This is a genomic window from Silvimonas terrae (genome assembly GCF_014202765.1).
Classification (GTDB): Bacteria; Pseudomonadota; Gammaproteobacteria; order Burkholderiales; family Chitinibacteraceae; genus Silvimonas; species Silvimonas terrae.
The window spans coordinates 180,023-201,361 of the sequence record NZ_JACHHN010000007.1; the positions used below are offsets into that span (position 1 = coordinate 180,023).

Here is a 21,339-nt window from a genome sequence, read left to right on the forward strand (position 1 = left end):
GTGCCGTTATTGTAGGGCGTGCAGGATTTTCAATGCATCCACAGTTTCCCGCACATCATGCACACGCACGATGGCCGCCCCTTTTTGCGCTGCCAGCATGGCCGCTGCCACACTGGCCGTAGCACGCTCGCCCACCAGGCGACCCGTAATCTGCCCCAGCATGGATTTGCGTGACACGCCCACAAGGAAAGGACAGCCCAGGTCTTCAATCATGCGCGACATGGCATGAAACAGTGCGGTGTTATGGTCCAGATTCTTGCCAAAACCAAAACCCGGGTCCAGCAAGATGCGGTTACGCGCAATACCCGCGCGCTCTGCTTCATCGCGACGCGCTGCCAGGTATTGCGTCACCTCGCCCACGACATCGGCGTAATCCGGCGCAGTCTGCATGGTGCGCGGCTCGCCCTTCATGTGCATCAGACACACTGCCACCTGGTTGCGCGTGGCAATGTGCAGCGCGCCCTCGCCTTCCAGTGCCGCAATATCGTTGATCAGGTCCACGCCGGCTTCCAGCGCGGCCTGCATGACAGCAGGGCGGCGAGTATCAATAGAGAGCGGCACATTCAGCGACTTGAGCGCAGCAATGACGGGCACCACCCGGGCAATTTCGTCCTCGATACTGACCGCCTCTGCGCCAGGCCGGGTCGATTCGCCGCCGATATCGATAATGTCTGCGCCATCTTTGACCATCGCTTCAGCATGTGCCACCGCTTTGGAGGCCGTATCAAAGTTGCCGCCATCCGAAAACGAATCCGGCGTGACATTGAGAATACCCATCACGAGAGGCCGGGTAAGGCTCAGGCTAAAACGGCCGCATTGCAAGGTATCCATGGGTACTCCGGTCTGGCTTGCGCGTATCGCTACGCAGGGGAAACAGAAAGAAAAAGGCGGCCACTCACATGGCCGCCCTGGTATAGCGTTACTGGTATCAGGCTTCGGTGGCCGGCGTCGTCGTGGCCGCCGGGGCATCCCCACTCGGGCGATCACCGGAAGGCGACGCCGGTTTGGACGGCGGGGTCTTCGGCGGGCGCGGATCACGGCCATCCATGATGTCGTTGATCTGGTCCATATCGATGGTTTCCCAATCCAGCAGCGCCTTGGTCATGGCTTCAACCTTGTCGCGGTTGGTTTCCAGCAGATTACGCGCCAGAGCGTACTGCTCATCGATAATGCGACGGATTTCCGCATCGACCTGCTGCATGGTGCTCTCGGACACGCTCTTGTGCGTGGTGACCGAACGCCCCAGGAACACTTCGCCTTCGTTTTCGCCGTAGACCATCGGGCCCAGCTTGTCGCTCATGCCGTAACGGGTCACCATGTCGCGCGCCATTTGCGTGGCGCGCTCAAAGTCATTGGAAGCACCGGTAGTCATCTGATCCATGAACACCTCTTCTGCGATCCGGCCACCAAACAGGATGGCGATACGGTTCAGCAGATATTGGCGGTCATAAGCGTAGCGGTCTTCTTCCGGCAACTGCATGGTCACACCCAGCGCACGGCCACGCGGAATGATGGTGACCTTGTGCACCGGATCAGACTTGGGCAACAGCTTGGCGACCACAGCGTGACCGGATTCGTGGTACGCGGTGTTCTTCTTTTCTTCTTCCGACATCACCATGGTGCGGCGTTCTGCACCCATCATGATCTTGTCTTTGGCGGACTCGAAGTCTTCCATATCCACCAGACGCTTGTTACGGCGCGCAGCAAACAGAGCGGCTTCGTTCACCAGGTTGGCAAGGTCAGCACCCGAGAAACCCGGTGTACCGCGTGCCAGGACATTCGGCTCGACGTCGTTGGAGATCGGGACTTTGCGCATGTGCACGCCCAGAATCTGTTCGCGACCACGGATATCCGGCAGCGAGACCACCACCTGACGGTCAAACCGGCCCGGACGCAACAGCGCGGGGTCCAGCACGTCCGGACGGTTGGTGGCGGCAATCACGATCACGCCGGAATTGCCTTCAAAACCATCCATCTCAACCAGCATCTGGTTGAGGGTTTGTTCGCGCTCATCGTTGCCACCGCCCATACCGGCGCCACGCTGGCGGCCGACGGCGTCGATTTCATCGATGAAGATAATGCAAGGGGCGTTCTTCTTGGCGTTCTCGAACATGTCGCGCACGCGGGCGGCACCGACACCGACGAACATTTCTACAAAGTCCGAACCAGAGATCGAGAAGAACGGCACCTTGGCTTCGCCCGCAATGGCCTTGGCCAGCAGGGTCTTACCGGTACCTGGAGAGCCCACCATCAAGATACCGCGCGGCATACGGCCGCCCAGGCTCTGATATTTGGTCGGGTCACGCAGGTAGTCGACGATTTCGGCCACTTCTTCTTTGGCTTCGTCACAACCGGCCACGTCCGCAAACGTCACCGAGTTGTTGGATTCATCCAGCATGCGAGCGCGCGATTTGCCGAAGCTGAACGCGCCACCCTTGCCACCGCCCTGCATCTGTCGCATGAAGAAAACCCATACGCCAATCAGGAGCAGCATCGGGAACCAGGAAATGAACAACTGGGTCAGGAAACCCTGTTCTTCTTCCGCCTTGGCCGAGAATTTGACGTTGTGCTTGATCAGGGTATCGACCAGGCGGAAGTCAAATGGCGCGTAGGTGGAGAAAGCGGAGCCGTCGTTCAGTTTGCCGCGCAGCCATTGGCCACGCAGCATGTTGCCTTCGATTTCCACCGAGGCAACGCGGTCCGCTTCAACATTCGCCATGAATTGTGAGTACGGCACCTGGCCGACCGTGTCCTGGCGTTTGGTGAACTGATTGAAAACCGTCATCAGAACCAGACCGATAATCAGCCAGATGGCGATGTTCTTACCGAGATTATTCATTTCCCAAGCCCTTTAACCGGGTAGTACAACGGGGTCAACACAAGTGCGCATATCTTGCTCCCGCTGCATAAATGCTTGATGCACAGCGTCAATTCTAACTGCTCAAACCTTTTTTTGCTTGCCAAGCAGATACATTTCCGCGCTACGGTCGCGCGAAGCTTTCGGTTTACGCGTGGTCACTGTGGCAAAAGTGTCACGCATGGCCGTCATGTACTCGTTATAGCCATAACCCTGGAATACCTTGACCAGGAAATGGCCGCCAGGTTTCAAATGATTTTGAGCAAATTCCAAAGCCAGTTCACACAAATACATGGAACGGGCCTGATCCGTGACGGCATTCCCAGTGATATTGGGCGCCATATCGCAAATCACAAGGTCTACTTCACGCCCTTCCAGTAAATCTGTGTAGGTTTTCAGTACGGATTCTTCGCGAAAATCGCCCTGAATGAAATCCACACCAGCAATAAATGGCATTTCCAGGATATCCAGGGCAAACACACGCCCCTTCTCACCGACGAGTTTTGCAGCCACTTGCGACCAGCTACCGGGCGCCGCACCCAGGTCAGCAACCCACATACCGTGCTTGATCAACTGGTCTTTTTCGTTTATTTCCAGCAACTTGTATGCTGCGCGCGCGCGATAGCCATCTTTTTGTGCCATATGAACATAATGATCGTTCACATGTTCCTGCAACCACGCGTTGCTGGTTTTAGAGCGTGCCATCCGGTACAATCGCCTGTTTATTCAAGGTATTAAAGTCAAAAATATGGAACTTACTGCGGATCAGCGCCGTCACCTGCGCGGCCTTGCCCATCATCTTAATCCGGTCGTGATGATCGGCAACAACGGCCTGACCGATGCCGTGATCCGTGAAATTGCCGTGAACCTGGATGCGCATGAGCTCATCAAGATTCGTGTTCTGGGCGACGATCGCGAAGCACGCATCCAGTATCTGGAACAAATCTGCGCCGAACTCTCTGCCCAACCAGTACAACACCTGGGCAAGTTGCTGATCATCTATCGCCAGGGCGATGCCGAGCGTTCGCGCATCGACCTGCCCAAGGCTAAAAAAGGCGGCAAGGCTTAAGTCCTGGTCTGCCAGCACAAAGGCCCGCGTTCAACGCGGGCCTTTTGTTTTTCCTGGGTCTGCCGGCAGGATTTCTGGTAGTGACGCTTATTTGCCATCCAGATGCCAAACGTACAAGAGACCGAACAGCGCCTGCAAGGCATAGATGGCAGTGGAAATGGTATGCCAGTTGGCAAAGCCGCCACCAAACACCCCTACCGCGCTCTCGCTGAGCGTTGATTTCACGCCTGCCAGGATCGGGAAAATCGCAAACTGGTTCACCAGCGTGCAGACCACCATACCGATCAACAACCAGAACGCACCGGTCTGAAAAGCCCGCAGACCTTCAAACCAGACGCGGTACACCAGCAAGTACAGGCCGGCCACAATACCCAGCCAACCCATGGCATGCAGGATTTTGGCCGAGAGCACCGCAGCCAGCCCGTGGTTGTTGTCCAGCGACAAAAACAGCACGGGCAGCACGAGCAAGCCAACAATCCACAGACCACCAATCCACAAAACCGTCAGAACGTTCTTGAGTCCGTTGCCCATTGATATGTGAGGTGTGAGGAGTTAGGGGTGAGGAGAAAACCATGTAAAGCGTGCTGACGCTGGAGTGAGTGAATCCCCACTCCCCGCGCCCTGGTGCTTACAGGTATTTCACATCCAGCACTTCGTATTCGCGAATGCCACCCGGCGCGACCACTTCGGCCACGTCACCGGCATATTTGCCGATCAGCGCGCGGGCAATCGGGCTGGAGACCGAAATCTTGCCGTCTTTCAGGTTGGCCTCATCGTCACCGACGATCTGATAGGTCACCTGGCTACCGGCTTCCAGATCTTCCAGTTCGACGGTCGCACCAAAGACGACGCGGCCTTCGGCGGTCACGCCCAGCGAGGCCGGGTCGATCACTTGCGCGTTGGACAATTTGCCTTCGAGTTCGGCAATGCGCCCTTCCACGAAGGATTGTTTTTCTTTGGCGGCATCGTATTCAGCGTTTTCCGACAAATCGCCGTGCGAACGGGCTTCAGCAATCGCGGCAATCACTTCGGGGCGGACTACGCTTTTCAGTTGCTGTAGTTCCACCTTGAGCTTTTCCGCACCGACAACGGTCAGCGGGATCTTGATCATTTCTTGTTCTCCTGCGGGCCCGGCGTGTTCCCCTGGCCGGACAAGACATCAACAATCCCGCCTGTTATGCGGCTACGCTACACAACAGGCGGGAGACAATAAAAGCACAACCGCCGCCCCAATGAAGGGCGGCGGTTGTTGGTGTTTCAACCGCTAAGGTATCAGGCTTTAAGTTGACGATGCAAGCCCTGCAGGTCGTAAACCTTGAGTTCACCCAGATCACGGATACCGATGCAGGCGGCGCGGGCACCCGCTACCGTGGTGTACACGGGCAGCTTGGCCTTGAGCGCTTCATGACGGATCGAGTAGCTATCCTGGATGGCCTGGCGACGCTCCTCCACGGTGTTGACCACCATGGCGATTTCGCCGTTCACAATCATGTCGACAATGTGCGGGCGGCCTTCTGTGACCTTGTTCACCTGTGTCACCGCTACGCCGGCTTCTTCCAGCGCAGTGGCCGTGCCCTTGGTCGCGACGATCTTGAAGCCCAGATCAACCAGCACGCGTGCGCACTCGATGGCGACAGTCTTGTCACCGTCCTTGACCGAGATAAACACGTTGCCCGACTGGGGCAGCACGATGCTGGCCGCCAGTTGCGACTTCACGAATGCCTCGGCAAAGGTCTCGCCCACGCCCATGACTTCACCGGTCGACTTCATTTCCGGGCCCAGAATGGTATCCACCCCCGGGAACTTCACGAACGGGAACACAGCCTCTTTCACCGAGTAGTACGGCGGAATCACTTCTTCCGTCACCCCCTGGCTCTTGAGGGACTGGCCTACCATACAACGGGCAGCAATCTTGGCCAGCGGCAAGCTGGTGGCCTTGGAGACGTACGGCACGGTGCGCGAACCACGCGGGTTCACCTCCAACACGAACACCTTGGCCTCGTCACCCTTGCCCTGAATGGCAAACTGTACGTTCATCAGGCCCACCACGTTCAGTGCCCGGGCCATTGCCACGGTCTGACGACGCAGTTCGTCCTGCAACTCTTTGGAGAGCGAGTACGGCGGCAGCGAACACGCGGAGTCACCGGAGTGCACACCGGCTTGTTCGATGTGTTCCATGATGCCGCCGATCAGCACATCTTCACCGTCCGACAGCGCGTCCACATCCACTTCGATGGCGTCATTGAGGAAGCGATCCAGCAGTACCGGGCTGTCGTTGGACACCTTCACCGCTTCACGCATGTAGCGGGTCAGGTCATCTTCCGAATGCACGATCTGCATGGCGCGGCCACCCAGCACGTAAGACGGACGCACCACCAGCGGATAACCGAGGTTGGCGGCCAGTACCAGCGCGTCTTTCTCGTTGCGGGCGGTGGCGTTGGGCGGCTGACGCAGACCCAAGTCTTGCAGCAGCTTCTGGAAGCGCTCACGGTCTTCCGCTGCGTCAATCATGTCCGGGCTGGTACCGACGATAGGCACACCGTTAGCTTCCAGCGCGCGCGCCAGTTTCAGCGGGGTTTGACCACCGTACTGCACGATCACGCCGTAGGGTTTTTCGACTGCCACGATTTCCAGCACGTCTTCCAGCGTCAGCGGCTCGAAGTACAAGCGATCAGAGGTATCGTAATCGGTCGAGACGGTTTCCGGGTTGCAGTTGACCATGATGGTTTCATAACCATCTTCGCGCAGCGCCAGCGCGGCGTGTACGCAACAGTAGTCAAACTCGATACCCTGGCCGATCCGGTTCGGGCCACCGCCCAGCACCATGACTTTCTTGTTGTTGGTCGGCGCGGCTTCGCATTCCTCGTCATAGCTGGAATACATATACGCGGTGTTGGTCGAGAACTCGGCCGCGCAGGTATCCACACGCTTGTACACGGGACGCACGCCTGCAGCGTGACGCGCACGGCGCACGGCGTTCTGGTCGGTCCCCAACAGCGTGCCAATACGGCGATCAGAGAAACCCTTGCGCTTGAGTTTGCGCAGGTCTGCCGCGGTCAGGCTTTCCAGCGTGCGGGTCTTGAGTGCCGCTTCGTCCTTGAGCAGGTCTTCGATCTGAACGAGGAACCACGGATCGATTTTGCTGAGGTTGTGAACTTCATCCAGGCTCATGCCGACGCGGAAGGCATCGGCCACGTACCAGAGGCGTTCCGGGCCCGGCGAGGCAATTTCAGATTCGATCTTCGCGCGGTCGGTAGTGATCTCGTCAAAGCCGGACATGCCGGTTTCGAGGCCACGCAGGGCCTTTTGCAGTGATTCTTGCTGGGTGCGGCCAATGGCCATCACTTCACCCACCGACTTCATCTGCGTGGTCAGGCGATCATTGGCCTGCGGGAATTTTTCAAACGCAAAACGCGGAATCTTGGTGACCACGTAGTCAATGGACGGCTCGAACGAGGCCGGGGTCTTGCCACCGGTGATTTCATTCTTCAGTTCGTCCAGCGTGTAGCCCACGGCCAGTTTGGCGGCGATCTTGGCGATCGGGAAACCGGTTGCCTTGGAAGCCAGCGCGGAGGAACGTGATACCCGCGGGTTCATCTCAATGACAATCAGACGGCCATCGGCCGGATTGACCGAGAACTGCACGTTAGAACCGCCGGTATCCACACCGATCTCACGCAATACCGCGATCGATGCGTTACGCATGATCTGGTATTCCTTGTCGGTGAGGGTCTGGGCCGGGGCAACGGTGATGGAGTCGCCGGTGTGCACGCCCATCGGGTCCAGGTTTTCAATGGAACAGACGATAATGCAGTTGTCGGCGCGGTCACGCACCACTTCCATTTCGTACTCTTTCCAACCCAGCAGAGATTCTTCAATCAGCAATTCGTTGGTCGGGGACAGATCCAGACCACGGGTACAGATTTCAATGAATTCCTGAATGTTGTAGGCAATACCGCCACCCGAGCCGCCCATGGTGAAGGACGGACGAATAATCGCCGGGAAGCCCAGATTGGCTTGTGCGGCCAGCGCCTCTTCCAGGGTGTGGGCAATGGCCGACTTGGCCGAACCCAGACCGATCTTGTCCATGGCCGCTTTGAATTTCTGGCGATCTTCGGCCTTGTCGATGGCTTCTGGCGTGGCACCGATCAGTTCCACCTTGAACTTGTCCAGCACGCCATTGCGCCAGAGGTCCAGCGCGCAATTCAGCGCAGTCTGGCCACCCATGGTCGGCAGGATCGCATCCGGGCGTTCCTTGTCGATGATTTTCTCGACCACTTGCCAGGTAATGGGCTCGATATACGTCACATCGGCCATATTGGGGTCGGTCATGATCGTGGCCGGGTTGCTGTTGACCAGGATGACCTTGTAACCCTCTTCGCGCAGCGCCTTGCATGCTTGCGCGCCGGAATAATCGAACTCGCAAGCCTGACCGATGATGATCGGGCCAGCGCCGATGATGAGAATGCTTTTAATGTCTGTACGTTTGGGCATGGGCTTTGCCTGTGAGGCGTGAGGTGCGAGGCAGAAACCACCCGCACATCACTTCATTCAAATTTTATCGGGCAAGAAAACACGGGCACGCGGGAGAGGCACAAGGCCACTCCCCCGCATACCTCACTTCTCGCTCATCAGCGCAATAAAGCGGTCGAACAGGTACGCCACGTCGTGCGGGCCGGGGCTGGCTTCCGGGTGACCCTGGAAGCTGAAGGCCGGACGATCCGTCAGCGCAATCCCTTGCACCGTGCCGTCAAACAGCGAACGGTGGGTGACGCGCACATTGGCCGGCAAGCTGGTTTCATCCACCTGGAAACCGTGGTTCTGGCTGGTGATCATCACGTGACCGCTATCCAGATCCTGTACCGGGTGATTGGCGCCATGGTGACCAAATTTCATCTTGCTGGTTTTGCCACCGGTGGCCAGACCCAGCAACTGATGACCCAGGCAGATCCCGAACGTTGGAACACGTTTTTCCAGGAACACCTGGATGGCTTCGACGGCGTAATCACACGGTTCCGGATCACCCGGGCCATTGGAGAGGAACACGCCGTCCGGGTTCAGGGCCAGCACGTCGGCGGCCGGGGTTTGGGCCGGCACCACGGTCAGCTCACAGCCACGCTCTGCCAGCATGCGCAGAATGTTGTGCTTCACGCCGAAATCGTAGGCGACAACCTTGAATTTGGGGTTGGATTGCACGGTGTAACCCACGCCCAGTTTCCACTCGGCGGTCGTCCACTCGTAGCGCTCGGTGGCGCTGACCACTTTCGCCAGGTCCTGACCTGCCATCGAACCGAAGGACCTGGCCTTTTCAACCGCTGCCGCAGCATCGATGTTGTCACCAGAGACGATACAGCCCGGCTGCGCGCCCTTCTCCCGCAGGATACGGGTCAGCTTGCGGGTATCGATATCGGCAATGGCGACGACGTTGTGCTTGACCAGATAATCGCCAAGGCTCATCGACGCGCGGAAATTGGAATGCAACAGAGGCAGATCGCGAATGATCAGACCCGCCGCGAACACGCCACGGCTTTCGGCGTCTTCCGGGTTCACACCGTAGTTGCCGATGTGCGGATAGGTCAGGGTAACGATCTGGCGGCAGTAAGACGGATCGGTCAGGATTTCCTGGTAACCGGTCATCGCGGTATTGAAAACCACCTCGCCGATGGTTTCACCATCAGCACCGATGGAAGTACCGTGAAACAGGGTGCCGTCGGCAAGCGCAAGTAAAGCAGGTTTGGACACTGGCGGCTCCTGGGCGTTGCGCCCGCAATTGAGGGGAATCGGTACGGGGACAAAAATGCCGCCGCACCCTGCCAGTAGGGGCGGGGTTCACGGGCACTTTTCAGGCTCCCCGGACGTAGAAAAACGGGACAGGTTGCCCTGGCCCGTTTTCTGTACAAAATTTGACGGATTCTACCCTGGTTTGCTTTTTGCTTCAACAGATCAATGCGTTAGGTCTGACCCCAGACCCCATCCGCATGAACAATCACAATACCCCTAAAGCCTTTACGATCAATGACATCCGCCGCAAAGCGCTTGTGTTACAGCAATTTTTCAATGTCGTTTGCCAGGGACTCTGGCGTGGAGGTTGGCGCGTAGCGTTCCACCACATTGCCATCCCGATCGGCCAGGAACTTGGTGAAATTCCACTTGATCGACTCCGTGCCCAGCAACCCCGGATGGGCCGACTTGAGGAACTGGTACAGCGGATGGGCCGCCGAGCCGTTCACATCAATCTTGGCAAAGAGCGGGAACTGCACGCCAAAGCTGGTGGTACAAAAATCCTGGATTTCGGTCGCGGACCCCGGCTCTTGCGCGCCGAACTGATTACATGGAAACCCCAGAATCTCAAGCCCGCGGCCCGCGTAGCGCTGGTAAAGCGCCTGCAAGCCCTCATATTGAGGGGTAAACCCGCATCGGCTGGCCACATTGACAATCAAAAGCACCTTGCCGCGATAGCGCTCCATGGCGACATCATTGCCCAGAATGTCGGTGACATGCGTTTCATAAAGACTGCGGGTCATACTGTTACTCCGTACTGTTCGCCGGATATCACTTTGCGCCTGCGCCCAGCCAGGCGACAATCCGGTCTGTATTTTTGAAAACTGCAAAAAGCAAAAGCCTGAATCCTGATGCTGTTTAATCCCTCACGCGATGAAGCGCGCCACTTTCTGATCGAATCCTGGCGTAAACATGGTGCACATGGCTCCGAGCCCATGACCGATCTGGAGAAGATGACGGCAGCGGTGTTGCTGCGCCATCCCGAATATCACCAGTTCCTCACCCCTGAATACCTTGATCGGGACTGGCCGGTGGAGTACGGCGAGACCAATCCGTTCTTGCATGTCAGCATGCATCTGGCCATTGAAGAACAGTTGTCTATCGACCAGCCCATCGGCATTCGTGCGTTGTACGGCGAATTGTGCAAGGTGGCGGGTAACGAACATGACGCCCAGCACCTGGTGATGGAAGGGCTGAGCGAGATGCTCTGGCAGGCGCAGCGTTACAACTTGCCGCCGGACCCGGCCATCTACCTTGATATATTGCGCAAAAAGCTGCCGAAACAAGCCACCTGAACATTCAGACCCATCCAGGCCCAAACCCCTCAGGGCGTTTTGATGTCCTTTTGGTCGCTGAGTACGCGCTGGAGTTCCTTCAGCCGGGCATCAATGCCGGAGAGTTGATAGAAATCGTCTCCCGGCTGACGCTGGGCGATTTCCAGTTGCTGGATGGCCGCAGTGTACTCCAGCAAACGGGCGTAATACTCGCCTTGCGCGACATGCTGGGCTTGCGCCTTGCCCTGGCTTTCATAAATTTGCGCCTGTCGCTGGTAGAACGTGGCGTCGGACGGATATGCAAGCGCCGCACGCTGCGCCACCGCAAGCGCATCGTCATCACGGCGCGCCTGCATCAGGGTGTCAATCTCGCCATAAATGAGCGTCCGGCTGGATGGAAAATGCGCCTGGGCATCCCGAAACAGCTTGAGCGCCTCGTCATAGCGCCCCTGGGCCAGCCGGATAGACCCCGCCAGATACTCCAGTGACGGATGCGAATCCACTTCACCAAAGTCTTGCCTGGCCTTTTGCAGACTTTGCCAGGCCCCTGACAAATCCCGTGCCTGATACTGGGCCAGCGCCAGGCCATACTGATGTGCTGCCAGGTTGCTGTAACGCTTGTCTGCCAGCGTCGAGCGATAGCGCAGCACCGTGCTCTTAAGGTCTTTGGACTGCAGTACGATGGCCCGCTCACGCATGAACAGATAGTCTGCCGAATCCGGAATCTGCTTGAACTGGACGTTGATCAGCCGTTCTTCCGCATCGGAAATCCGCTTGTATGTCACCGGGTGCGTTCGCAGAAACTCGGGTGCGTTGCCTTCCATCAAGCGATTGGCTTTTTGCAGACGGCCAAAAAAGATGGGCATGGCATACGGGTCGAATCCCGACGCAATCAGCGTGCGCATCCCTACCCGATCCGCCTCTTGTTCATAGGCGTAGGTGAAATCCAGTTGCCGCTGAATAAAATAGCCTGACGTCGCCGCCGCTGCGGCCATGCCAATATCGCCATTGCCGCCGTGCGCCGCCAGAATCGCCAGCCCCAGCGCCGCCATGGTCACCCAGGGCGCCATGCGCTGAGCGTCAATCATGCGGGCCAGGTGATGCTGGGTGACGTGCGAGATTTCGTGCGCCATCACGGCTGCCAGTTCGGACTCGTGCTGGGTTGTCGCAATCAAACCGCTATATACCCCAACAAAGCCGCCCGGCAGTGCAAAGGCGTTGACTTCACCATCCCGGATCACAAAAAAGGTAAACGGGATGGCTGTGCCGTTGGCCTGCACCAGCCGCCCGCCTAACTGGTTGATATAACCCACCAGCTCGGGGTCTTGCAGCATGTCGCCGCTGCGGCGGATTTCCAGCATGGCCGACTCGCCCACCTGGTGCTCCTGCGCAGGCGTCATCGCCTGGCGAGAGTCTTCGCCCAGGTTGGGAAGATCGTCGTTGTCGGCATGCGCGGGTAGCGCCAGCGCTGCGCCCAGCAACAGCGCCAGCAGACGATTGCGAAGTATGATCATGCGGACAAGGCTAGCAGGGCGCGCAGCGCGGCAAAAGCCGCTTTTTTACGGATTAGCCGGCAAACTGGAATGGCTCGCCACCGTGCAGGGTGATGGCGTGCGCCAGATCGGCAAAGAACTCACCCTCTTCCCGGGTGCTGCGCCATTGACCGTCTTGCAGGCGATAGTGGAAACCGCCGTGTTTGGCGGCAATCCACAGCTCCTGGTTGGCGGCATGCCGGTTCACGATGATCTTGCTGCCGTCTTCAAACTCCAGTTCCAGCACATTGCCCTGGCGGTGCGGGTCAATGTCGGCAGAGGCATCGTCACACGCGGCTTCAATGCGCTCCAGGATGGCATCGGACACATTCAGAAATTCGGTTTCGGTCATGGTGTTCTTCGAGCATGGTAATATCGCGATTTTGCCACCAAAGCCCCTTCTCATGCGCGCACTGTTAGCATGTCTTGCGCTGGTTTCCTTGGCCGCCTGCGGCTTCAAGGGTCCGCTGTACCTGCCCAAAAAACCCCAAAGCACGCCCCGCGCGGCCACCGCCAGCAAACCGGCGACGGCAAGTGCTACCGCCAGCGCCCCCAAAGCGGATGACGCCAGCGACCCTATCACCCTGGATAATCTGATCGACGAATAAGCCCGCCGCCCGCGCGGCGGTTGGCTTATTTTTTGCGCAAGGCCCGCCACAAGAGGCGCGGCCAGTCTGCCGGCCCCAGCTTGGGCCGGTGCGCAAACATGTCGTACTCCACCTGCTTGAGCTTTTCCAGAATGGCGTCGCCGCCCAGTACGGTCAGGCGCAATTCAAGACCAATACGCCCCGGCAAAGTCACTGCCAGTGGTGCGCCGCCCTTGAGCATGCGCTGGGTACGATCCACCTGAAACGCCATCAGGCGCTTGAAGGCGGCATTCACCTGGCCCTGGGCAATGGCGGACTCGCTCACGCCAAAGCGTTCCAGATCGGCCTGCGGAATGTAGACCCGGTCTTTTTGCCAGTCCACGGCCACGTCTTGCCAGAAATTGATCAGTTGCAGCGCAGTGCAAATGCCATCCGACTGGGCCAGATTGACGTCAGTCGCCGCGCCAAAGATATGCAATAAAATGCGTCCGACCGGGTTGGCAGAATGCCGGCAGTACTGCACCACTTCACCAAAATCGGCATAGCGGGTTTTGACCACGTCTTGCTCAAACGCCGTCAACAAATCGCCACACAAGGAAAGCGGCACCCCGTATTGGCGAACCGTGTGTGCCAGTGCCTGATAGCGTGCGGTCAGCGGTGCCTGGCCGGCCTCAATGCGCGCCAGCTCTTCGCGGCACGCGGCCAGCGCGGCCAGGCGTTCGGCCGGCGTGGCATCACCTTCATCGGCAATATCGTCAGCGTGGCGCGCAAAGTGGTAGATGCTGGCAACCGCCTTGCGGTAACGCCGGGGCAGCAGGATCGATCCCACCGGAAAATTTTCGTAGTGCTCTACGGACTGGTTTGGTGTTAAATCAAACATAACCCTGCTTGAGGCTGACAAGTGACTAACGGTTCATGCAGCATACGGTCAGCATGTTGCGCCACCATGTGCTAAAACTTGGACGGTAACCAGTTCTTCTCTCCGTCATCAACCATAAGGAGTGTTCCAATGAAAAAATGGTTAGTCGCACTACTGAGCCTGTTCTTGATCATGGGTTCCGCCCTCGCTGCGGTAAACATCAATACCGCCACGCTGGAACAACTGGAAACCATCAAGGGAATTGGTCCTTCCAAGGCCAAGGCCATCATTGATTACCGGACCCAAAACGGTCCATTCAAGACCCCGGAAGATATCATGAAAGTCGCCGGGATCAAGGAAGGCACCTACAACAAGATCAAGGGTGATATCGCAATCAGCGGCGCCACCATGACCCCGACGCCTGTCCCGGTTGGCGCCAAAGCGCCGGCGGGTTCCGAAAAACCGCCGACCACCAAGCCGACCAAGCCACCCAAGACCAAGGCTTCTTCCTGATCAAGCTCGACCCGATCAAAAAAAAGACCTGCAAATTGCAGGTCTTTTTTTGGGTGCTCCCACCGCCACGTTGTAGCCCGGATGAAGCAACAGGCGGGAATCCGGGGTGGCGATGCCGGAAAAGAACCCGGCCCTGGCACACATTGTCACCCCGGATGCCCGCTCCGCTTCATTCAGGCTACGGCCCGAGAATACCTCAGTGCGCGGAGGGCTCTCTGCCGCTAATGGCTGTCAGCGGCACATCCTTCAACAGCGCAGCCAGTTCCACGGCAGAGCGCACATGCAGCTTGGTGTAGATGCGGGCGCGGTGCACTTCCACCGTCTTGATACTGATGGCCAGGGCGTCAGCAATCTGTTTGTTGAGCTTGCCCGCCAGCAGTTCGCGCAGCACTTCCCGTTCACGCGGGGTCAGGGCGTCAAGCTGGTCAGACAGTGACTGGCGCGCTTCCCATTCGCCGCGCAAGGTTTCGTCCTGTTCCAGATAGGCCTGGATTTTGCTGACCAGCACGCGGTTGTCGCAGGGCTTTTCCAGGAAATCGGTCGCGCCTTCCTTGACGGCGGCCACGGCCATGGCCACGTCGCCGTGACCGGTCAGGAAAATCACCGGCGGCAGGTATTCTGCGGTTTTGATCTTGTTGAAGAGTTCCAGCCCGCTCATACCCGTCATGCGGACATCCAGCACCATGCAACTGAAATCGGCAGGGCCGGCTTCAGAGAGAAAGCTCTCGGCGGACTCAAATGCAATGGCAGGCCAGCTGCGGGTTTCAAACAGCAGGGTCAACGCATCTCTTACGGCGATATCGTCGTCGATGATGGCAATCGGTCGCATTATTCGGTTTCCTCGGTCACTGCGGTACTGATGGTGAGCGGCAGGCGGCAGATAAAGCGGGTGCCACCGCCCGGATTGGCCTCGGCCAGCAACTGGCCACGGTGTTGTTCGATCACGGAGCGGCAGATATTGAGACCAATACCCAGGCCGTCCGGCTTGGTGCTGTAAAACGGCTGGAACAGCGCTTCTGGTGCGGCCAGGCCCGGCCCGCGGTCTGCGACGATGATTTCCAGACCGGTGTCAGAGGCGCTGGCAGAGACCGTGATCTCTCGCGGGGCCTCCAGCTCTGCCGCTGCCATCGCCTCAATGCCGTTCTTTAACAGGTTGAACAATACCTGTTCCAGCATGACGCTGTCGCCTTGAAAGATGGGCAGGTTATCCGGCAGCTCGACAATCACTCTGGACTGCGTCTTGCGCACCACAGGCTCTAGCAACTGGATGGGCACGGACAGCAAATCCGCCAGATCACAGTTCTCGCGCCGGGGCGCGCGCTTGGCGGCAAAATCGCGGATACCACGAATAATCTGTCCGGCGCGGCGCGCCTGTCCGCCAATGCGGGCGAGCACGTCGGCCGCTTTTTCCAGCATGGGTGTGGGCGCGTTGAGCATGTCTTCGGCGGCAGCGGAATAACTGCTGATGGCCGCCAGCGGCTGATTGAGTTCATGCGCCAGGCTGGAGGCCAGTTCACCCATACTGATCAACCGTGCGGTGTGTTGCAGTTTTTCAGACTGCAAGCGCATGTCTTCGGCGTATTGGCGCACCTCGGTCACATCGGCCACGATATCCAGCCAGACCTGACGACGATCCACCCACTCGATGCGCCGGCGCTGTACGTGATACCAGCGCCCCGTTACCGGATCGCGGGTTTCCACGGCCAGGGTGTGGTGTTCAATCAGTGGCACCAGGCAGCATGGGGCTTCGTCCCGCAGCGGGAATAGATCATCGTGATGGCGGTTGCGATAAAGCAACTGACCGCTTTGCTCGTCCGTCACTGACACAGCGGCTTCCAGCCCTTCCAGCACCGTCAGCAATTGTTTGCGCGAGGCCGCCAGCGCTTCCCGCTCCTTGCGGATTTCGGTGACGTCGTAGAGCGAGGCCATCCAGCCGCGATATTCACCGCGCCCATCGACAAGGCGGGATGAATACAAGCGCACGTCAAAGCGTTCACCATTGCGCCGCATAAAGCGCAGTTGATAGCCATTCTGCGGGGTCTGCCCTTCCAGAATGGCGCGGTAAGCGGCGGCACAGTTTTCCAGTTCTTCCGGCGGCCAGTATGGCAAGGGCGGAATATGGCCCAGCAACTCGGACGCACTCCAGCCCACCATCTGGCAAAACGCAGGATTCACATAAATGATGCGGCCATCCCGATCCATGGCGCGCAAACCCGTGGTAAGCGAGTCTTCCATGGCCGAGCGAAAACCCATTTCATCCCGCAGGGCTACTTCTGCCGCCTGGCGTTCCAGCATGCGCCGGCGCAGCATGGCCAGCATCCACCACAACAGGGTCAGCAGCAGGAACACCGCACCCAGAAGCCAGGTCTGGCTACTGGCTTTGGGGTTGTCGCGCACACTGGCGCGCAATTTGAGTTCATGACCCAACGGGTCTACCCCAACGGTACGCGTCAGTTGCGAACCGGGCATGACCGTGGCATCAAGCGGCGCGACCACATGACCTTGATCATCCAGCAGTGCCAGGTCATAGCGCTGGATCATCCACCAGGGAATCCGCAAGCGTAACAGTTCCGGCAAGGAATACGCCGCCAGCACAATCCCGCCATACACAGAGGCGTGGTAGTACGGCACCGCCAGCACAATCACCGGGGCCTCGCGAATGATTACATTGCTGTAAACGGCGTAGCCCAGCGTGGCGGCACCATCAATGGCTTCTTGCACTTGCGGGTCATCCAGCGGCACAAGACTGCTGGGGCGCGAGCTATAGACGGGCAGACCGCCCATGCGGTGGCCGGTGGCGTCCAGGAACTCCAGCGACTGCATTTCCGGATTGTCTTTCATCAGCGCGTCGGCGCGCGCGTTGAAATCGGTATCGTCAATGGCATTGGCCGCCAGGCTGTAGGCCAGGTTTTCCATGACGTTCTGATTGGTCTGCAAATGCAGACGCAAACCCTGCTCTTGCCAGAGCAAATCCTGCGCCATGGTCATATCGCGCGCGGTTTCCGTCTGGCGTTGATCCAGCCAGGTATAACCAGCCAGCGCCACCAGCACCAGACCAATGGCAAGGTGAGCCACCAGCCACGGCAGCATGGCATGCCAGGGAAGAAGAAATCGGGGTAAACGCATGTGCGAAGGATACCAGGTATTCTCAGTTTTGCCTTATAAAGACTTTTCCTCTGCGGCGCGGACAAAACAAAAACGCCACCTTGCGGTGGCGTTTTTGTATACCTGCCGGTCGCCGCGTTAGTTGCGGTTATTGCCGGACAGTGCCATCAGAATGTTCAACAGGCTGATGAAGATGTTGTACACGTTCAGGTACAACTGCAGCGTGGCGGTGACGTAGTTGGTTTCACCACCGTTCACGATGCGGCTCACATCCATCAGGATGTAGGCCGAGAAAATCATGATGGCGATGGCAGATACGGCCAGCGAAATGGCCGGAATCTGGAAGAACAGATTAGCCAGCGAAGCCAGAATCAGCACAACCAGACCCACGAACAGGAACTTGCCCATGAACGAAAAGTCTTTTTTCGTCACGGTGGCGATCCCTGCCAGCGTAAAGAAGATGGCAGCCGTACCAATTGCGGCCGTGCCAATCATGGCCGGGCCATTGGCAAAGCGCAGGGCTACTTGCAGGATTTGTGACAGCCACAGACCCATGAAGCCGGTATAGGCCAGCAACAGCACAACGCCCATGGCGCTGTTCTTGGTTTTTTCGATGGCAAAGAACATCCCGAAGCTCACGCCCAGGAAGACGATGGCGCCAAACATCGGGCTCATGGCGAACTGCATGGAAATACCCAGCAACGCACCAGCGGCAGTGGGCAGCATGCTCAGGGCCAGCAGGAAATAGGTGTTACGCAACACCTTGTTGCGTTCGACGGCGACTGCCGCGCCGCCGTATTGGGCGGTGGTGTAATCCATAGTGTGCTTCTCCATATTCTGATCGATATTTCAATACGAGCGGTTGACTCGCTGTGATTAAGATGACGGGATACCGTAAAAGTTTCAAGTGACTTGTTACTTTTTGCCCGAATCAACTAATCAAGCCACATCAAACCACGCGCCCTCAGCGCTGGCAAGCTTCAAACCGGATCAAACCAGCGCGCCACACCGCTTTTCAGCGCTTGCGCTACCGAGGCATGCGCCCAGCGCGGCGTATTGTCGCGATCAATCAAACGGGCACGCACCCCCTCACGAAAGTCGCCATGCCGCACACTGTGCCGGGCGGCCAGGATTTCCATCGCTACAATGGCATCGTAATCCATGTCGTGAGCACGCTGGGCGAGCGTCCAGCTCAACACGATGGAGTTGGGCGAGCCCGTCGCCATCTGCTGCTGCGCTTGCTGCAACCAGGCGCTATCCGTCCGGCACGCCGCAATACGCCCAATGATCTGCAGCAAGTCCTCACCCGCCACCAGTGTTTCGACAAGGTCCGCGACGGGCTCCCATTGCGCTGGCGGCAACGGGCACGGCATGGCGCTGGAGAACGCGGACAAAAGTTGGGAGAGCATCTGGGCATCAGTCTGCCCGTGCCCGGTCCAGGGCAACTCATTCAACCCGGCCAGTACCGCATCAAATGCGTCTGCCGGAAGTGCCCAGTCTGCCGCGCCCGCCGCCAGCGCATCCGTGGCATTCAGGCGTGATGCGGTCAAGAACAGAAAACGCCCCACGTGCTGCTTGAGCCGGCCGAGCCAGTCACTGGCGCCCACATCGGGGAACAAGCCAATACCGATCTCCGGCATCGCCAACAGGCTGGTTTCTGTCACCACGCGATGACTGGAACCGGCCAGCAGCCCCCAGCCACCGCCCATGATCACGCCGTTGCCCCACGCCAGTACGGGCTTGGGGTAGCGATGCAGATCGCGGCACAGCGCGTATTCCTCTGCAAAGAAGTCATCCGCTTCGCCAATCCGGCCCGGCTCGGTCATGGCGTAATACAGCGCCTTGATATCACCGCCCGCGCAAAAGGCTTTCTCCCCTACCCCACGCACCAGGACGGCCACCACGGAGGGGTCTTCCCGCCACAGGTCTAACTGCGTTTGCATCTCCCGCACCATGGCAAGGTTCTGGGCGTTGAGCGTACCGGGGGTATCAAGCAGGATTTCGGCAATACGGGTGCCGTTGCGGGTGGGCAGAAACTGGAAACGAACCATGCGGATTCTCGAGCAATACACCATAGGCTGAAGCCCTGAGCTTACCGTCTGCCGGGCGGGTGGTGCATACGGGTTGTCACTCAGCGCCGCGTTTCATGCGGACCGCAGCCAAACAAAACGGCGCTCGAAGCGCCGTTTTTGCTGCATTGCAGAGGTGTTCACGCCTCATTGATCACGCTGCGGGAATTTCATCTCGGCATAGGAAACAAAACGGCTCTTGCGCGCCAGACGGTAACCGCCCCAGATGACAAAGAACACCGGCAGACCAATATACGTGGCGGCCACACCCACCCAGTCAATCTGGTCTTTCAGGAAGGCCTGGTAGTTCTGGCCCAGGGTAATGATCAGGCACAGCACAAAGGCAAACACCGGCCCCCACGGGAAAAACCCGGAGCGATACGGCAGCGCGTTCAGATCACGCCCTTGCGCAACATAACCCTTGCGAAAGCGGTAGTGGCTTAGGGCAATACCCAGCCAGGCAATGAAACCCGTCATGCCGGAGGTGTTGAGTAGCCACAGATAGACTTCTTGCTTGCCGAACATGGAGCTCAGAAAACACAGTGCGCCGACAATGGTGGTGGCATAGAGCGCATTGCGTGGTACGCCATTGGCGGAGAGCTTTGCAAACACCCTCGGTGCTTTGCCTTCGCTGGCCAGGGTGTACAACATGCGGGTAGAGGCATACATGCCAGAGTTACCCGCCGAGAGCACTGCGGTCAGAATCACGGCGTTCATGACCGCAGCGGCAAACGCCAGACCTGCGTGTTTGAACACCAGGGTGAACGGGCTGACCGCGATATCACCCACGTCGTTCTTCAACAACGCCGGATCGGTGTACGGAATCAGCATGCTGACAATGAAAATGGCACACACGTAGAACAGCAAAATGCGCCAGAACACTTGCCGGACCGCGCGGGGAATATTCTTCGCCGGGTCTTCAGACTCTCCGGCGGCGACGCCAATCAGCTCCGTCCCCTGGAAAGAGAACCCGACCACCATCGCCACACCAATCAAGGCAGAGAAGCCGCCGGCAAACGGGCCATCGCCAATGGTGAAGTTATGAAAGCCCGCGGTCTCGCCACCCTTGAGGATGCCAAAGATCATCGCCAGACCCAGCACGATAAAGATGACAATGGTGACCACCTTGATCAGCGAGAACCAGTATTCTGCCTCGCCAAAACCTTTGACCGAGATGTAATTGAGCAAGAACATGACGCCGAGGAACAGCGCGCTCCAGATCCAGCCGGGCGTGCCAGGGAACCAGTACGCCATCACCAGTTGCGAGGCCACCAGGTCGACCGCAATCGTCACGGCCCAGTTGTACCAGTAGTTCCAGCCCAGCGCGAAGCCAAAGCCTTCTTCAACGTAATTGGCGCCATACGTGGCAAACGAGCCGGACACCGGCATATACGCTGCCAGTTCGCCCAGGCTGGTCATCAAAAAGTACACCATCAAGCCGATCAGGGCGTAAGCGAGCAACGCGCCGCCGGGGCCAGCCTGAGAGATGGTCGCGCCGGAAGCGACAAAGAGCCCGGTACCAATAGAACCGCCGATGGCGATCATGGTCAGATGGCGGGCCTTGAGTTTGCGCGCCAGAGTGGGCGCAGCGGCCGGGGTGTCTACCCTGTTATTCATGCCTAGAGTGATTACATATGAAAATACGAAGGGCGGGATTCTATCAAAATCCCGCCCTTCGTGTCGCGTAAATACC

At 58.4% G+C, this 21,339-nt stretch carries 20 protein-coding genes; 4 read left to right on the forward strand and 16 right to left on the reverse strand.

The features are described 5' to 3' along the window. Positions 1–6: 6 nt before the first annotated feature. The 3 genes from folP to rlmE form a co-directional block, all read right to left on the reverse strand. On the reverse strand, positions 7–831 hold the full coding sequence (folP, locus tag HNQ50_RS16610; RefSeq protein WP_184102321.1) for a dihydropteroate synthase: 825 nt from the start codon (positions 829–831) through the stop codon (positions 7–9). A gap of 97 nt (positions 832–928) precedes the next feature. Further along, positions 929–2,839, reverse strand: coding sequence for an ATP-dependent zinc metalloprotease FtsH (gene ftsH, locus HNQ50_RS16615; protein WP_184102322.1), 1,911 nt, complete (start codon positions 2,837–2,839; stop codon positions 929–931). A gap of 102 nt (positions 2,840–2,941) precedes the next feature. Further along, entirely contained in the window at positions 2,942–3,562 is a 621-nt protein-coding gene (gene rlmE / locus HNQ50_RS16620) for a 23S rRNA (uridine(2552)-2'-O)-methyltransferase RlmE (RefSeq protein WP_184102323.1), read from the reverse strand. Positions 3,563–3,605: 43 nt separating this feature from the next. Here rlmE and yhbY point away from each other — a divergent pair, with 43 nt between their 5' ends. After that, positions 3,606–3,926: a ribosome assembly RNA-binding protein YhbY gene (gene yhbY, locus HNQ50_RS16625; protein WP_184102324.1), complete on the forward strand. Its 321-nt coding sequence runs from the start codon at positions 3,606–3,608 to the stop codon at positions 3,924–3,926. Positions 3,927–4,013: 87 nt separating this feature from the next. Here yhbY and HNQ50_RS16630 read toward each other — a convergent pair whose 3' ends face one another. The 5 genes from HNQ50_RS16630 to HNQ50_RS16650 all read right to left on the reverse strand — a co-directional run bounded on the left by HNQ50_RS16630 (position 4,014) and on the right by HNQ50_RS16650 (position 10,450). Continuing rightward, positions 4,014–4,457, reverse strand: a complete 444-nt coding sequence (locus tag HNQ50_RS16630) for a DUF4149 domain-containing protein (RefSeq protein ID WP_184102325.1) — start codon at positions 4,455–4,457, stop codon at positions 4,014–4,016. 97 nt (positions 4,458–4,554) lie between these two features. Then, complete coding sequence (greA, locus tag HNQ50_RS16635) at positions 4,555–5,037, reverse strand: transcription elongation factor GreA (RefSeq protein ID WP_184102326.1); 483 nt, start codon at positions 5,035–5,037, stop codon at positions 4,555–4,557. Positions 5,038–5,198: 161 nt separating this feature from the next. Continuing rightward, complete coding sequence (carB, locus tag HNQ50_RS16640) at positions 5,199–8,420, reverse strand: carbamoyl-phosphate synthase large subunit (RefSeq protein ID WP_184102327.1); 3,222 nt, start codon at positions 8,418–8,420, stop codon at positions 5,199–5,201. Between the two features lie 123 nt (positions 8,421–8,543). Beyond that, positions 8,544–9,668 (reverse strand): glutamine-hydrolyzing carbamoyl-phosphate synthase small subunit, encoded by a 1,125-nt coding sequence (carA, locus tag HNQ50_RS16645; protein WP_184102328.1) that lies wholly within the window; start codon positions 9,666–9,668, stop codon positions 8,544–8,546. Between the two features lie 299 nt (positions 9,669–9,967). Next, a complete protein-coding gene (locus tag HNQ50_RS16650) occupies positions 9,968–10,450 on the reverse strand; it encodes a glutathione peroxidase (RefSeq protein ID WP_184102329.1) in 483 nt (160 codons plus the stop codon). A 108-nt stretch (positions 10,451–10,558) separates the two neighbouring features. Here HNQ50_RS16650 and HNQ50_RS16655 point away from each other — a divergent pair, with 108 nt between their 5' ends. After that, positions 10,559–11,002 (forward strand): DUF1841 family protein, encoded by a 444-nt coding sequence (locus HNQ50_RS16655; protein WP_184102330.1) that lies wholly within the window; start codon positions 10,559–10,561, stop codon positions 11,000–11,002. Positions 11,003–11,031: 29 nt separating this feature from the next. On the opposite strand, the gene HNQ50_RS16660 is transcribed toward HNQ50_RS16655, so the two are convergent. Next, entirely contained in the window at positions 11,032–12,495 is a 1,464-nt protein-coding gene (locus HNQ50_RS16660) for a M48 family metalloprotease (RefSeq protein WP_184102331.1), read from the reverse strand. A 52-nt stretch (positions 12,496–12,547) separates the two neighbouring features. Beyond that, positions 12,548–12,865 (reverse strand): iron donor protein CyaY, encoded by a 318-nt coding sequence (cyaY, locus tag HNQ50_RS16665; protein ID WP_184102332.1) that lies wholly within the window; start codon positions 12,863–12,865, stop codon positions 12,548–12,550. 52 nt (positions 12,866–12,917) lie between these two features. On the opposite strand from cyaY, the gene lptM reads away from it, so the two are divergent. Continuing rightward, positions 12,918–13,121, forward strand: coding sequence for an LPS translocon maturation chaperone LptM (lptM, locus tag HNQ50_RS16670; RefSeq protein ID WP_221303225.1), 204 nt, complete (start codon positions 12,918–12,920; stop codon positions 13,119–13,121). A gap of 25 nt (positions 13,122–13,146) precedes the next feature. Here lptM and hpnC read toward each other — a convergent pair whose 3' ends face one another. Next, on the reverse strand, positions 13,147–13,980 hold the full coding sequence (hpnC, locus tag HNQ50_RS16675; RefSeq protein WP_184102334.1) for a squalene synthase HpnC: 834 nt from the start codon (positions 13,978–13,980) through the stop codon (positions 13,147–13,149). A 129-nt stretch (positions 13,981–14,109) separates the two neighbouring features. On the opposite strand from hpnC, the gene HNQ50_RS22390 reads away from it, so the two are divergent. After that, positions 14,110–14,472 (forward strand): ComEA family DNA-binding protein, encoded by a 363-nt coding sequence (locus HNQ50_RS22390; RefSeq protein WP_184102335.1) that lies wholly within the window; start codon positions 14,110–14,112, stop codon positions 14,470–14,472. A 196-nt stretch (positions 14,473–14,668) separates the two neighbouring features. Here HNQ50_RS22390 and HNQ50_RS16685 read toward each other — a convergent pair whose 3' ends face one another. The 5 genes from HNQ50_RS16685 to HNQ50_RS16705 all read right to left on the reverse strand — a co-directional run bounded on the left by HNQ50_RS16685 (position 14,669) and on the right by HNQ50_RS16705 (position 21,263). Then, positions 14,669–15,301 (reverse strand): response regulator transcription factor, encoded by a 633-nt coding sequence (locus HNQ50_RS16685; RefSeq protein ID WP_184102336.1) that lies wholly within the window; start codon positions 15,299–15,301, stop codon positions 14,669–14,671. Continuing rightward, entirely contained in the window at positions 15,301–17,598 is a 2,298-nt protein-coding gene (locus HNQ50_RS16690; protein ID WP_184102337.1) for a PAS domain S-box protein, read from the reverse strand. The genes HNQ50_RS16685 and HNQ50_RS16690 overlap by 1 nt, the downstream gene beginning before the upstream one ends. A gap of 117 nt (positions 17,599–17,715) precedes the next feature. Then, complete coding sequence (locus HNQ50_RS16695) at positions 17,716–18,396, reverse strand: Bax inhibitor-1/YccA family protein (RefSeq protein ID WP_184102338.1); 681 nt, start codon at positions 18,394–18,396, stop codon at positions 17,716–17,718. A 161-nt stretch (positions 18,397–18,557) separates the two neighbouring features. Further along, on the reverse strand, positions 18,558–19,628 hold the full coding sequence (locus tag HNQ50_RS16700) for an enoyl-CoA hydratase/isomerase family protein (protein WP_184102339.1): 1,071 nt from the start codon (positions 19,626–19,628) through the stop codon (positions 18,558–18,560). Positions 19,629–19,793: 165 nt separating this feature from the next. Further along, on the reverse strand, positions 19,794–21,263 hold the full coding sequence (locus HNQ50_RS16705) for an amino acid permease (protein WP_184102340.1): 1,470 nt from the start codon (positions 21,261–21,263) through the stop codon (positions 19,794–19,796). Positions 21,264–21,339 lie beyond the last annotated feature (76 nt).